The 13,357-nt window shown below is 32.2% G+C and carries 14 protein-coding genes and 1 pseudogene; 2 read left to right on the forward strand and 13 right to left on the reverse strand.

Annotation, left to right across the window (positions count from 1 at the left end):
- Window positions 1-10: 10 nt before the first annotated feature.
- Together KBP50_RS17630 and KBP50_RS22545 are read right to left on the reverse strand one after the other, a co-directional pair.
- Window positions 11-274: a hypothetical protein gene (locus tag KBP50_RS17630; protein WP_050351723.1), complete on the reverse strand. Its 264-nt coding sequence runs from the start codon at window positions 272-274 to the stop codon at window positions 11-13.
- Window positions 274-408 carry a hypothetical protein gene (locus KBP50_RS22545; RefSeq protein WP_257786701.1) on the reverse strand — a complete coding sequence of 45 codons (135 nt, stop codon included), beginning with the start codon at window positions 406-408 and terminating at the stop codon, window positions 274-276. The genes KBP50_RS17630 and KBP50_RS22545 overlap by 1 nt, the downstream gene beginning before the upstream one ends.
- Window positions 409-612: 204 nt before the next feature.
- On the opposite strand from KBP50_RS22545, the gene KBP50_RS22805 reads away from it, so the two are divergent.
- The gene (locus tag KBP50_RS22805) at window positions 613-918 is read left to right on the forward strand and encodes a helix-turn-helix domain-containing protein (RefSeq protein ID WP_072741164.1); all 306 of its coding nucleotides are present in this window, start codon (window positions 613-615) and stop codon (window positions 916-918) included.
- On the opposite strand, the pseudogene KBP50_RS17640 reads toward KBP50_RS22805, so the two are convergent.
- A pseudogene (locus tag KBP50_RS17640) lies at window positions 878-1,375 on the reverse strand (IS30 family transposase); the annotation flags it as partial. The gene KBP50_RS22805 and the pseudogene KBP50_RS17640 sit on opposite strands and share 41 nt — an antisense overlap.
- Window positions 1,376-1,615: 240 nt before the next feature.
- Window positions 1,616-1,837, reverse strand: coding sequence for a methylated-DNA--[protein]-cysteine S-methyltransferase (locus KBP50_RS22235; protein WP_128743528.1), 222 nt, complete (start codon window positions 1,835-1,837; stop codon window positions 1,616-1,618).
- 438 nt (window positions 1,838-2,275) lie between these two features.
- Here KBP50_RS22235 and KBP50_RS17650 point away from each other — a divergent pair, with 438 nt between their 5' ends.
- Window positions 2,276-3,169, forward strand: coding sequence for a DNA-3-methyladenine glycosylase family protein (locus KBP50_RS17650; protein ID WP_050351725.1), 894 nt, complete (start codon window positions 2,276-2,278; stop codon window positions 3,167-3,169).
- Window positions 3,170-3,258: 89 nt separating this feature from the next.
- On the opposite strand, the gene KBP50_RS17655 is transcribed toward KBP50_RS17650, so the two are convergent.
- Genes KBP50_RS17655 through KBP50_RS17695 form a run of 9 tightly spaced genes read right to left on the reverse strand, consistent with a single transcriptional unit; the run spans window position 3,259 to window position 13,251 of the window.
- Window positions 3,259-4,242: an amino acid kinase family protein gene (locus KBP50_RS17655; RefSeq protein ID WP_050351726.1), complete on the reverse strand. Its 984-nt coding sequence runs from the start codon at window positions 4,240-4,242 to the stop codon at window positions 3,259-3,261.
- Window positions 4,239-5,843, reverse strand: coding sequence for a class I tRNA ligase family protein (locus KBP50_RS17660; protein WP_128743403.1), 1,605 nt, complete (start codon window positions 5,841-5,843; stop codon window positions 4,239-4,241). The genes KBP50_RS17655 and KBP50_RS17660 overlap by 4 nt, the downstream gene beginning before the upstream one ends.
- Window positions 5,844-5,856: 13 nt before the next feature.
- The gene (locus KBP50_RS17665) at window positions 5,857-6,672 is read right to left on the reverse strand and encodes a cupin domain-containing protein (protein WP_050351728.1); all 816 of its coding nucleotides are present in this window, start codon (window positions 6,670-6,672) and stop codon (window positions 5,857-5,859) included.
- Window positions 6,672-7,754: an ABC transporter substrate-binding protein gene (locus KBP50_RS17670; RefSeq protein ID WP_050351729.1), complete on the reverse strand. Its 1,083-nt coding sequence runs from the start codon at window positions 7,752-7,754 to the stop codon at window positions 6,672-6,674. The genes KBP50_RS17665 and KBP50_RS17670 overlap by 1 nt, the downstream gene beginning before the upstream one ends.
- Window positions 7,747-8,805 (reverse strand): SIS domain-containing protein, encoded by a 1,059-nt coding sequence (locus tag KBP50_RS17675; protein ID WP_210967601.1) that lies wholly within the window; start codon window positions 8,803-8,805, stop codon window positions 7,747-7,749. Before KBP50_RS17675 ends, KBP50_RS17670 begins: the two co-directional genes overlap by 8 nt.
- 53 nt (window positions 8,806-8,858) lie before the next feature.
- Window positions 8,859-10,019 (reverse strand): NAD(P)/FAD-dependent oxidoreductase, encoded by a 1,161-nt coding sequence (locus KBP50_RS17680; RefSeq protein ID WP_050351731.1) that lies wholly within the window; start codon window positions 10,017-10,019, stop codon window positions 8,859-8,861.
- Complete coding sequence (locus KBP50_RS17685) at window positions 10,009-11,295, reverse strand: aspartate aminotransferase family protein (protein WP_050351732.1); 1,287 nt, start codon at window positions 11,293-11,295, stop codon at window positions 10,009-10,011. The genes KBP50_RS17680 and KBP50_RS17685 overlap by 11 nt, the downstream gene beginning before the upstream one ends.
- The gene (locus KBP50_RS17690) at window positions 11,292-12,596 is read right to left on the reverse strand and encodes a SidA/IucD/PvdA family monooxygenase (protein ID WP_050351733.1); all 1,305 of its coding nucleotides are present in this window, start codon (window positions 12,594-12,596) and stop codon (window positions 11,292-11,294) included. The genes KBP50_RS17685 and KBP50_RS17690 overlap by 4 nt, the downstream gene beginning before the upstream one ends.
- Complete coding sequence (locus tag KBP50_RS17695; protein ID WP_050351734.1) at window positions 12,589-13,251, reverse strand: helix-turn-helix domain-containing protein; 663 nt, start codon at window positions 13,249-13,251, stop codon at window positions 12,589-12,591. Before KBP50_RS17695 ends, KBP50_RS17690 begins: the two co-directional genes overlap by 8 nt.
- Window positions 13,252-13,357 lie beyond the last annotated feature (106 nt).

Consider the following 13,357-nt stretch of genomic DNA (forward strand, 5'->3'; position numbering starts at 1 on the left):
CTTTCTTTTCCTATAACAATAAAACTAACGGCAGGGTCAGAGCGACTTGAAAACCCATTACAATGATAAAACGGGTGAATATTTGTTGAATAATTGGGTAATAGCTTAACATTTCAATAATCTCATTTCCTTCGTTTTTAGGGCGAAACGAATAGCCAATAACTGCAATAACAAGAAGTGATATCCACTTCATCCAACTTAAAAAGCCAGCTCCAGCAGCACCATAATTTTCACTAATGGTAAAAGTGATAACAATCATGAGTAATCCTGTCATTAGCCCCAACTAACCGTACCATAAAAATTCCATTGTGATAAAAACATATTGACTATTTTGGATCTAGTCGAAAGATTATCTTGCGTCGTTTCTAGCTCTTTACGTAAATCAACTGGACTTTGCTCCTGTTCCATACTTTTGATTTTTTCGATTAAATCGAGTGTCTTTTCCCTTGACGGCTCAGGGCGGTAAGTCGATCAAAATGGGGCTTCCACTCGCTTTCCAATTTTGTTAATTCTTGATTTCCACTGATTTTCCTCAACCCCTTTCCGTTTGATATGCTCCCCTTAAGGTAGGCAGATTAAAAAATAAAAATCTGTTATCACAGGGAGTTTTTTATGTCCGGTAAATACAAATTTTACTCTAGCCAGTTTAAGTATGAAGTGTTAAAGGCATATAAGAATGAAGATTATACCATAAAAGAATTATGTTCAAAATGCAGAATTGCGGATGTAACTCTGTATGATTGGGCTGAGAAATATGAGAAATACGGTCTCAATGGATTGGAGAACTCAAGGACATGGAAATCATATTCTAAAGCTTTAATACAAGCAGCTGTAAAAGATTATATATCAGGGGAGTATTCTCAACTTGATGTCATTTGCTATCAAGCTCCCAATGACCAAAGGTTTCTCGCTTTCTAATTTCTTTTGGCCGTTTGGTAATAGATGTTCTAACATTAAAGCGTCCCCTTGTTTCTTGGGGTTTCTGCCGCTTTCCTTTATGACGTAGAACACTCAAGTTTTTGTTTAACCATCCTTGATATATCCAACGATAAATGGTTTTGAAGCTAATCGCCCCCTGAAATAAGCGTCCGACAATTTGTTCTGGTGACCAGGTAAGCTTCAATTTTTCATTCATGATGTTCGCTAGTTCTGGAGACCATTTACCAATACGTCCACAATTTAGTCTACGCTTGTTATAGTTCTCATGGGCATCTTCAGATGGATAAGAACCTTCCTGTATATTACGTTTTAATTCCCTTGAGATGGTGGATGGTGATCGATTACGTTTTTTAGCAATTGTACGTATAGACATTCCTTGATCATTTCATGTTTCTATACGTGCTCTTTCAAATGTGGTAAGATGTTTGTAGCTCATAACAGTACCCCCGTGTACGTGTTGGTGTGGTTACTTACATCTTACACGAAACTGTTGTGGGCTGTTTTGTTCTAGCCACATTTTTAGGTGTTGCACTTAATATTACAATGCGTTATACACAAATAGATATAAGTCCATTTTTAAATTTGTTATTATTGAAACAAAACAAACACCTCTATCCAATAAGAAAAGTCTATTTTAAATCAAAAATGGTCATTATATAGTAGAGCTTCCTGTAACCTATTGTTGTGTTAAATCTCTTTCGAATTGAATTAATTTGAGTTTGAAATCTATTCCTCCTCTATAACCAGTATTTTTACCATTTTTATTCACAACTCGCTGATAAGGAATAATAATTAATAGTGGATTTTTTGCAATTGCTGAAGCTACTGCTCTATATGACTTTGGCTTACCTAATCTTTCAGCTATTTCTGAATAACTAATAGTATCTCCGAATGGAATTTATTTTAATGTTTCCCAAAATTCAATTTGAAATTTGGTCCCTTTGAGGTCATGTTTAATGAAAAAATTCCCTTTTTCCTGTAAAATACTCTGTTAATTGTAAGTTATAGGTACTAAATTTAGCTTCATCATGAAATATATTTGTCAGATTAGAGTATTTTAACCAATCCTTAATGATTGTATGTCTCGTTAGGCGAACCTAGATAAACTAAACCTTTATCTGAACACGCCATAATACCCTTTTGATTATTTAAACTCCAGTAGGTCCAATATATTTGGGACATAAACTATTTTCCTTTCATTTTTAATTTAGAATTCAGTTTATTTCATCCGTTTTAATTTTACAAGTAAATAAGAATATGAAAGCAAGATAACAACATTATGCTATGTGTATTTGTGCTAACTTTATAATTATTATGTTCCAAAGGAGTTTTCATAATGTTAATAAAAAAGAGCATATCTTACCCCAAGGATTTTTCTTTTAATATGAATCTGAACTATTTAAAAAGTACAGAAGATGGATTATTTCATACTGATCATAAAAGTGTAAAACGATTTATTGTCATAGATGAAAATCCATTTTTTTTAAAGGTTTATGAATATTCTAATGAACTAGTTATTGATATTGAGGATTTTAATCAAAAGTTCAACGAAATAACGGAAAATAAGATTATATTGTATGTTAGAGACTGGCTTGATTTAGATACAAATCTAACAACTTTCTACGACATTGCTAAGAATGACGAGTACCTTCAGCTCCCATTATCAAAATTTTATGGTTTGAGAAATATAGGAATACCTGACATTTTCGAGGCCTTTGTATGGGCTATTTTAGGTCAGCAGATAAATTTAACTTTTGCCACTACGTTAAAAGATAGATTTATTAAAAAATATGGCAAAAAAATTAACTATGATAATGAGGATTATTGGTTATTTCCTACCGCAAGCATAATAGCTTCTGAAAGCATTGATGAATTATTTAAATTAGGAATGTCAAGAAGAAAATGTGAATACATTAAAGAAATTGCACGTGCTATTGATAACCAAAAAGTATCAAAAGAGAAATTATTGCAACTATCTAATATTGATGAAGCTGTTAATACTCTAACTGAAATAAAAGGAATTGGTCCATGGACCGCAAACTATGTCTTATTAAGGTGTGTAAGATATCTTGATGCCTTTCCTATAAACGATGTGGGTCTACATAATGCTATAAAATTAGTTGGAGGTTTAGATAAAAAACCATCAATTAATGAAATTAAAAAAATTGCCTCATCTTGGAAAGGGTATGAATCGTATGCGACCTTTTTCTTGTGGAGGTTAATATACTGATAAAACTATATTGGAATTGTTTTATAACACATTAATTAATAAACAACTCCGTACCAATAGGCATGAGTTGTCTATTAATTTTTTATAAATCATTCAATAAAATTTTCATGAAACACTTTTACCCAATTGTTGACATTATGTTTTGGTAATATTAACTCGATTTTATCATGCAAAAAAGAAAATGATTGAATATTCAGGTCGTCGTATAAAATATAACTATGAATATCTTGATTCTTATTTAATCTATCGCCTATAATCGTTATTTTTCCTTTTTTGTCATCCATTGAATTTGTTGTAAGGCAAATGATACTACCTCGCGTTTGATTATAATTTGTATTTTCAGTAATAGTAGTTTCTTGTGTACTATATAAAGATTTAATCTTAATCTCTATATTATTTTCTTTAGCCCATCTAATTGCTTCTGGATGAATTACTTTACCACCACTAGTAGCAATCTTTAAGGCTTGGTCATAATTTAGGTGTTTTAATGTTTTTGCAGAATTTGTTATTTTAGGATCTGTAGTCATGATTCCAGGTACATCAGTATAAATATCCAACTGGCAAGCATCGAAAGTTTGGGATATGGCTGCTGCAGTTACATCGCTTCCTCCCCTACTAAGTAGGGTTGTTTCACCATAGCTATTTTGCCCTTGGAATCCAGCTACTATTGGAATTATACCCTCATTAATTAGGTTATCTATATTTTTTTTATCTATAGATATTATCCTTGCATTTAAATAATCATTAGATGTTTTCATTCCAGCTCTTGCCCCTGTCAAAGCAGATGCCTTTATACCTAAGGAATTTAAGTGTGAACTCAATACAATACTCGAAATAATTTCACCGCAAGAAGTAATTTGCGCTGCTTCTCTTGGAGATAATACATTATATTTAATGTGTCTTAATAGTGTATCAGTTGCATAAGGATCCCCCAATCTCCCTATTGCAGATACAACTATAATTAAATTAAACCCATTATCTCTTTCCTTACTAATAGTCTTAACAATATTTTTGCGGTCTGAAATTGTTCGCAAAGAATTCCCACCAAATTTGAGAACTTTTATCTTTTTCATGATTTTCTCCTAGATATGACGGAGAAAAAAAATTGCTTTTCATTTCCAACTTCGGTAAATGTATCGATATTATATAGGTTTTCCCATTTTAAGTCGGAATCTTTTGCCCCTAAGTTTCTATATAATTTTCTCGAGAAATTCGGCATTATGGGGAAAGAGAAGATAGCTAGAGAACTTAGTATATAACTAAAGTTAGCTACATGTCGTTTATACATATGAACATCTTTATCTTTCAAAGGTATAACTATCCTATCCAAATAGTCTTTTATAGAATCCATATAATCTTCTAATTCATGAGCGGCTTTTCGTAAACTAAATTGTTGTAAATCATAATATCTTTCTAAATTATTTTTTGTTCTCTGTATCAGGCTGGTAGCTTGGTAGTGTATCGAATCAGTTTTTGGTATCGTTCCCTTAAAATCTTGATTAACTATATCAACATATCTATTTATTGCTTCTTCCCATTTATTAGTCATTTTCTTGTTAGCTTTAAAAAAATTGTCTAAAGAGAAATTAGTTTGCATATGTTCAGGATTGGTTAAAGACAAATAAAATCTTAGGTTATCTGATGGAATATTCTGTAAGATTTTACTACCCCAAAGAGCATGTCCTTTGCTAGTAGAAAATTTTTTTTCATCAAGCAAATAAAAATAATTAGTAATAATATGCTCAGGTAATAACTCATCTCTATCTATAGCAAATGCACTAGCGATATGCAATACAGAATTAAAGAAACTGTTATCAAAGCCGAGAAATTGTATTAAGGTACTGTTAGTTGTATAATTATCGGAATATATATTATCTGATTCAATACTTTCTAAAATCCCTGGATACATTTCAAACCACACATTTATTACTTGTCCCTTGAACTCTTCAATAGGAACTGGAATTCCCCAACTTGAAGGATAGGTTACTGGATAGTCTGGAATATCTTTTGAAACGATATAATTACAGTATTCCGTCAATTGAGCTCTCCAAGTAGTTCTAGATGAATAAAATTTTTTTAACTTATCTTTATACTCATTGATCGGAAAAAAAAGTCCAGTATATTGAGTTGTTTTAGGCGTTGTTCCACAAATAGTACAAGTTGGGTGTTCTAATTCAATTGGATCATTTATTTGGCCACAAGCTTCACATAAGTTACCAGATGATTCATTTTTACAATAGGGACACAATCCTTTAACAAATGACTCATACAAATATAAATTACAATCCTCACAGTATAAAATATCCTTAGTTTTCTTTTTTAATTTCCCACTATTATATAGTTCTAAAAAGAATGTTAAAACATAATTTGTATGTTTGTTATTACCTAGTGGTGTTTTATATAAATCCACTTCAATATTAGCTGCCCTTAATGTAGACATTATAGTAGTGTTATTGTTTTCAACCATTGCAACTGGATCTATCTTTTTATTATTAGCAGTCGTAGATACATAACTTTGGTTATCGTCGCCATAAGTTATATAAGAAACGTCGTTACCTTGTAGTTTTTTGAAACGTGAATAAACATCTGCTCCCAGATAAGGTCCTGCTAAATGACCGATATGAAGGTCACCATTAGGTGTAGGTGGTGTTGCTGTAACAAACATTTTACTCATTTTTTTACCCTCCTTATTGTTTCCAATTTTTATTTTCCAATTGATACTGTTCAACTCCAACAGCTCCCCACCAAACTGCCAAAAATTTTAGTTCCTTATTCCCTGTATTATGAAGTGAATGGACAGAGAAAGGCTCGAAGTAAATAACATCTTCTGGGTATACTTTTTGTGTTTCTCCATCAACATTTATAACACCTTCTCCTTCAAGGATGATAAAAGTTTCTTCCTCATCGTGATTGTGGGGTTGTGTTGTTTCTCCAGGTTGTACTATTATAAATCCCGAACCAAATGGTGATTTACGGCTCTTATCCCAAGGATATATTCTTCTTAGTAACGAACCATACTCATGCTTGTAACTATCAGGATTATACCGTTGGATATTCACCCCTTGCTTCTTTGTTCTTTTAAGCGCCCTCTCCAAATAACGATCTACAATTTCTTTTGGATAGTGCTGATTTAAAGCAGATTTAACACTTTCGTAGTAAGTCAAAGAAGGCTCTCTTAATTCTTCAACAATTGTAGGTTCCATAATATAAGCTTTTACTTTTTTATCTGAAATAAGTATCTCTTTTTCCTTTAATTCATAACCATAGTCATTATCCGTAAGGAGATTAACTTGATTTTCATTGATTTCAAATGCAATTCCTAATACTTCTCCACCGTCCTTATGAATTACAGTTGATGTTCCTCCATTGAAGTCCGGGTGGAACCCTGAAAATGTATAGATATGATCTTTTAAAACTGCTTTAGAATATTTTTTCCAATTACCTAAATCTTTCTTTGCAGTATCTAAATTACAAGTTAATCCGAATGAAAATAAAACTGGCATTATAAATCACTCCTATTCACATTTAAGAATCCTTTGTTTTTTATTCTGTAAATATCCCACTCAAAATCTAAAACATCTCCATTTGGTGAAAAAGAAATTTCCTTGTTCCCTATTAAAACACCACTTTTTAACCTGTTTACTAGCTTTTTATAACCCTCTTTTTTCAATATTTCGATATTTTTTAGTAGAATCTTTGCTGCAAGATAACTTGTAACCGAATAAGCGGCAGGATTCATACAGGCTAATTCGCTATACTTTTTAGAGAATTCCTCATAATTAACGCTATAGAGTTCTTTCTTTGTCGAAACCGTATAAAGTTGTTTGCTATCATTTATAAGAATTGGGAAGTCAGCAACAAAAATATCATCACCAAATATAACCGCACCCCTAAAATTAGATTTTTTTATTTGCTCCGTTAATAATACTGCTCCTTCATAAGTGCCTGCAAATAATATGGTATCTTCATTGTCAATATCTGCTATCACATTTTCACTAATTATTAAGGATTTTTTAACATGAAGACCTTTTTCTTTTATTGATCTCTTAAGTAACATTGATAACTGTTCACCATAATTATTTTGCTGATAAACGATTTGTAATTGATTATTACAGACCAATTTTTTCGCAAACTTGACCATTTCAGAAGCCATATTCTCATCTCTACCACAGACTCTAAGGATATTATCGTACCCTTGTTCAGTTAACAGAGGGTGTGTAGTGCCGGGAGCAAGAAAGGGAATGCCTATATCTGAATATATACTAGCTGCTACAAGTGATTGATTTGCGCTCAAATGGCCAATTATAGCTTCAGCCCCTCTATTTACTAACAGGTTTGCTGCCCTTCTTGTAGAACCCTGTTCGAATGAGCTCTCTTCCCATAATAATTCAATGTTATAAGCTCTCTCTTCTTCGTTTAAATATTCTTGAACTGCAAGCCCTACCCCTGAATACAATTCTCTTGTATGCCCACCTAAATTAGCGCTAATACCGATTCTAAAAACTTCTTTATCGGCATTTTGAGATTTTATCCTATCAATTACCCCATGAGGGTTAACAGTTTTTGCTACAAGTTTTTTATTCATAGGCTTCACGCGCTTCTTTATAGGCTAACTGATCTCTACGGATGTAATCTGGGTTTAGTTTTTTGTTTATTGAGATATAATAGCTAATCAGTTGCATTGGTAAAGTGTACAGTAATGGAACTAAGAGTTCATGGCAATCTGGCATATGAAACACATAATTAGAATTAGTCACACTGCTTTTTTCGGTTGTAAAAAGTACTGATGTACTACCAATAATCCTACTTGCCTTAAATAGATCAGATATTCTACTGTCTATATTAATATTGCTAGCGGTTACTAATATTGTAGTATCTTTATTACACATTACTAATGGTCCATGGAATATTTGTTCTATATCCATACTAATTGTAGGAGTATAGTGAACTTCCCCAAACTTCAATGCTGCTTCATGAGCTACACCGATGGTGCTTTCATTGCCACAAATAACATAAAATTTACTTTTTAGACTTTCTGCGATTTTTTTAATTTCTTTTCTACGGTTAATAATATTCTCGAAAAGAGAAGGTAACTGAATAGCTATAGAATTAATTCTATCGTCTATAGCAACACCCCCCATCCTCCTTGATAATATTCCCATAATTAGTAACATGAGGAAAACACTTAGTGTATAGGTGATTGTATGTGCAAGAGACTTATCTTTTTGGTACCCATACGTAAAGACAAAATCGGATATATTTGCACATCTACTATCAATATTACCAGTAACCAATATGGTTTTGCAGTTGTTCTGATTCGCCATTTCTATACAATCAAACGTAGCTTTTGTGTCACCGGAATGAGAGAAAGCAATTACTACATCCTTATTGTTTAGGGAAATGTCTGGAGACATTAATTCTCGAGCTGGTATTGCTCTAAACTTATTTTCTTTTTTAAAAATAATTTGACTGATACTAAAACTGGACAAAGCTGCGTTATAAGAAGTTCCACATCCAACAAGAAAAATTCTATTACTATCTTTTAAGACACTAAAAATTTTATCGTGATTTTGAAATTTAAAGGATAGAAAGAGTTTCTTTAAATATTCTGGTTGTAACACAATTTCATCATACATATAATACGGATGACTAGTTCTCAACTCCATAACAACTCTCCTTTCTTGATAAATTACATATATTTATACATGTTACTTGTTTGAAAATAGGTGTTATTATAATCCTTAAATCGTTCCAGTCCGTAATACTTAAGTTCATTAGTTTTTTTATTTCCAGTTATTTCTTCAGCTATAAATTCACCAACTGCAGGAGCAATTTTGTAGCCTCCTCCACTAAAACCTATTGATAGATACAACCCTTCTATTTCCGATTGTCCAATAATAGGATATTGATCAGGGGTATAGCTATCAAATCCAATACGTCCACCTAAAAGTTTTGCTTTACTTAGAACTGGAAACCTTTTAGAAGCCCTAAATAGAGCTTCTTCAGCCTCGTTATAATGGATTTTTTTGCTTAAATGGTCAATATTCGTATTACAATCAGAAGACTTTATTCCTATTAGAATTCTTCCGTCGGGAAGTGGTCTCATGTACGTATCAGAAGTATCATCGATATAAGAATGAGAAAGAACATTATAATTGTGTGTATGTGCAAATACAACACCTAATCGTTTGGTATATAAGGGTATGTTAAATTCTAGTTGTTTCGTAAGCTTTTTGCTCCAAAAATTTGAAGCGATTATTACTTGTTTAGAATAGATGTTTGCAAAATTCGTCTTCACACCAACTACTTTATCTTTCTTAATTAATAACTTTTCGGCTTCTGTTCCTTCCATTAAATTAAGCCCTTGCTTTAATGCCTCATTTAAGAAAGTTATACTCGATTTTGCTGGGTCACCATATCCTCCAAGTGGTTCGTAAGATATAGCGCCTATATTCTCCACGTTAATAAATTTTTCCCTTAAACTATAATCTTGTGGAGAATAAATTATTGTTGGTAGCTTTAATTTGTTCATATACTGTACATTGTTGTTTAGATTTTTAACGTATTCGGGACTAACAATTAATGAAAAACCGATTGGATTATAACCAAAATCCATTTTTCTGTTTTTCATAAGCTCCCTATATATTTGTAAACTTCTAAAAGACAAATATTGATTTGCTTTATTCGTATGATGTACTCTTATTAACCCTCCAGAAATACTAGTTGCACCATCACCTGGCGGTTTCCCTTTTTCGCATAATAAGACATTAATACCTTTAGTTTTAGTAAGATAAAAAGCAATACTTGCTCCTACTATTCCTCCCCCAACAACTATTACATCATAGTTCATTTTTTCTACCTAAACTATTCTTCAAAGCCGAACCGAAAATAGTTAAAGCTCTATCAATGTCGCTTTTCTTTACTGTCAGTGGGGGTATCCATCTAATCACTTGATTGTATGGCCCACACGTCAATAATATTAATCCTTGTGATAGATTTTCTTTTCTGACTTCTTCAGCTATTAAAGTCCCAGGACTGCCATTTTCATTAACAAATTCACAACCAACCATTAGACCTTTTCCGCGTACATCAACGATTTCGGTATATTCATTTTTAAATTTTTCTAATCCAGACAATAGATAACTACCCATCTGCTTAGAATTATTTATAAGATCTTCTTCTTCTAATACTTTGATAGTTTCAATAGCTGCAGCCATAGATAGAGGATTAGGTCCATATGTGCCACCATGCGAACCAGGAATCCATTTATCCATAAGCTTTTTATTTGCAACTATCCCACTTAGAGGTAATCCAGAAGCTATTCCTTTTGCAACAACAAGTATGTCTGGTACAACATCAAAATGTTTAAATGCAAAATATTCCCCAGTTCTTCCAAATCCAGTTTGTATTTCATCAAAAATTAAGAGTATATCATGCTTATTACATAGTTCTCTTACCCCCTTAATAAATTCTTTGGAAGGCGATACATACCCTCCTTCTCCTAATACTGGTTCAATTATCATAGCTGCTGTTTCACTTGGTGAAGATTGAGAGTTTAGCAAATGTTCCAGTTCATCTAAACATTGTTTTGTCCTCTTTTCTGTATCCTCTCCTTGATATTGTTTGAAATAAGGATGAGGGCTAACGAATACACCCGGCATAAGAGGTTGATAACCCGATCGATATACTGATTTGGCAGTGGTTAATGATAGAGCTCCGATAGAACGACCATGATAACCTCCCTGAAAACAAATAATATTAGGCTTTCCAGTCGCATGACGTACTAATTTGATAGCACTTTCTACTGCCTCACTTCCACTATTAGAAAAAAAGAAGCAATTCAATTCTTCTGGTAAAATCTTTTGAAGAGAGTACGATAGTTGATCCACCATTGAGTTATATAGGATTGTTGTTTGTCCATGTAATAACTTTTCGGATTGTTCTTTGATTGCATTAACTATTCTAGGGTGACAATGACCAGTATTAGTAACCCCGATTCCTGATGTAAAATCAATAAATTTCCTACCTAAACGGTCATATAAATGGACATCTTTCCCATAGTCTATATCGACGTTAGTAAACAGTGGCCATACTTGCGAGACTTTATCCGAGTACTGTACTTTCAAAATAAATCACCTTCTTTTATCAAATTGTTTTTATCTATTGAATCAAGTATTCTTTGTGCTTTTGTAGCCATCATAGTAAAAGAAGCCGCATCTCCAATTCCATGAGTCCTTTCTGTTAACCCATTAAGGTAAATATTTGCTCTAACATTAGATTTAGTATTTACTTTATAATCCTTGGAAACTTGAATACTATTATCTTTGTTATAATTAAGGTGCTCTTTCATTGGTTGAAGAATTTCAGGATACTCCTCCTCAAAAAAACCAGTGCACAGAATAATGTAATCTGTATTAATGTAACTTTCTTCCTTGTTATATATGTCTTTGATATTTAATAAGTAATTACCTTTATGTCCCGATAAATCGATTATTTCTTTACAACGATGTAATTCTATCTGTTCTTCACCTCTAATCTTATCCTCATACATTTTCCAATATAAGGACTCGCTGACATCATCGTCGACTGCTGAATAGTTTGTATGCTTGATTTGCTCGAAGAGTTTATCTCGATCCTTTTGTGTTAAGGAGTAAAAATAATTTGTAAAGTCAGGGAAAAAAACTTCATTTGTGAAATGACCTAGTTCATATAGTCGAAAACCTGTATGTCTAATAACCGAATTAATTTTTGAGTTTGGGAACTTATTTGCTAGATAAAGAATTATTTCTACAGAATTCTGCCCAGAACCAATTACTGTAAAGGTAGGGTTATTATCACTACTAATATTCTGTATTGAACTTTTAAACTTACTTGCATGGAAAACCTTGTCACCTTGTTTATTTTTAAACAAGCTAGGTATATAGGGTTTTCTACCGGAATTCAAGATAAGACTTTTAGTATGATAAATATTTTTCTTATTGTTTAAATTATTTATGGTGTGCACCTTAAGGCCTTCTACATAATTCTCTACAACTATTGGTTCAACAAGCTTAACTTCTTCGTTAAATTGAGCTTTATTATCGATTTTCATAGACACCCATTGAACATAATCAGACCATTCAGTACGACTTGGGTGACCTAACAAACCAAAAGTGAACAATCTTTCTTTTTCAAATAGATAATTTGAAAATGTATATTGACTCCTTGGATTTCGAGGTGTTGCAAAATCCCTTAAAAAGTGATGCTGAATATCTGTACCAGGTAATAACATCTCAGGCATCCATGCAGAGTCACTGTTTTTTTCTAAAAAGACTCTTTTGTAAACTTCCTCCCCACTACTTTCCTCTGAATCTCTAATTGCAGTTTCTAAGGCAATTCCAGCTGGGCCAAATCCTACACCAACAAGATCATAATAATTTCTATACATTATTTTCCTCCTTATTTATTGAATAATAACGCTTTCTAAATTTTGAAGGGGTTACTCCAACCCTCTTTTTAAATATTTGGGAAAAGTAAGACACATTAGTATAACCAATTGCCATACATACATCTGTAACTAAATGTCCATTTGTAAGCATTTGTTTAGCTTTTGATATTCTAAGCTGTATTATATAGTCATTAAATCCAATTCCCATGGATCCTTTAAAGAACCTAGAAAAATATGAAGTATTTAAGTATACATAGTTTGATACACTCTTTAAGTTGAGGTCAGAATTTTGTAGATTATTGTCAATGTAAAGTAATGCTTCAATTATTTTCTCATTACTTATGTGGGTTAATTCATTGAAGTCTATTTGTGTATTGATAATGTTGATAATTAACTCAAAGACATCTGCTTTAGGTACTTGACTTATTCTAATAATTGAAATATGGGCTCTATCAAATCCTTTCTGATTAATATTTTCCCCTTTCGATAGATTGTCGGATTCTAATATAATTAGCATGTTATATTTTTCTAGATCTTTTCTTTCAAGTAATTTTAAATCACTCATTAAAACGACCTTTAGCTTTCTTAATAGAAATTTTTCTCTCTCATCAAATATATCCTTTGTATCATAAAGCAAGGTGTATTTTTCATTCAAATTTCATCCCCCTTTAAAAACATACACCAAAAGATATGTTGCAATAACTACCCATGTCTTAATAGTAAGGAAGTCAGAATTGTAATGCTTTGGTTTTTTTTGGCAT

This window comes from Virgibacillus pantothenticus (genome assembly GCF_018075365.1).
GTDB classification, from domain to species: domain Bacteria; phylum Bacillota; class Bacilli; order Bacillales; family Amphibacillaceae; genus Virgibacillus; species Virgibacillus pantothenticus.

What these genes read in the sequence shown, in the direction of transcription:
- KBP50_RS22545 (WP_257786701.1), bottom strand. Translation starts at nt 408, where the DNA reads ATGGAACAGGAGCAAAGTCCAGTTGATTTACGTAAAGAGCTAGAAACG.
- KBP50_RS17655 (WP_050351726.1), bottom strand. Translation starts at nt 4,242, where the DNA reads ATGAAAAAGATAAAAGTTCTCAAATTTGGTGGGAATTCTTTGCGAACA.
- KBP50_RS17675 (WP_210967601.1), bottom strand. Translation starts at nt 8,805, where the DNA reads ATGTATGATGAAATTGTGTTACAACCAGAATATTTAAAGAAACTCTTT.
- KBP50_RS17660 (WP_128743403.1), bottom strand. Translation starts at nt 5,843, where the DNA reads ATGAGTAAAATGTTTGTTACAGCAACACCACCTACACCTAATGGTGAC.
- KBP50_RS17630 (WP_050351723.1), bottom strand. Translation starts at nt 274, where the DNA reads ATGACAGGATTACTCATGATTGTTATCACTTTTACCATTAGTGAAAAT.
- KBP50_RS22805 (WP_072741164.1), top strand. Translation starts at nt 613, where the DNA reads ATGTCCGGTAAATACAAATTTTACTCTAGCCAGTTTAAGTATGAAGTG.
- KBP50_RS17680 (WP_050351731.1), bottom strand. Translation starts at nt 10,019, where the DNA reads ATGAACTATGATGTAATAGTTGTTGGGGGAGGAATAGTAGGAGCAAGT.
- KBP50_RS17670 (WP_050351729.1), bottom strand. Translation starts at nt 7,754, where the DNA reads ATGAATAAAAAACTTGTAGCAAAAACTGTTAACCCTCATGGGGTAATT.
- KBP50_RS17690 (WP_050351733.1), bottom strand. Translation starts at nt 12,596, where the DNA reads ATGTATAGAAATTATTATGATCTTGTTGGTGTAGGATTTGGCCCAGCT.
- KBP50_RS17650 (WP_050351725.1), top strand. Translation starts at nt 2,276, where the DNA reads ATGTTAATAAAAAAGAGCATATCTTACCCCAAGGATTTTTCTTTTAAT.
- KBP50_RS17665 (WP_050351728.1), bottom strand. Translation starts at nt 6,672, where the DNA reads ATGCCAGTTTTATTTTCATTCGGATTAACTTGTAATTTAGATACTGCA.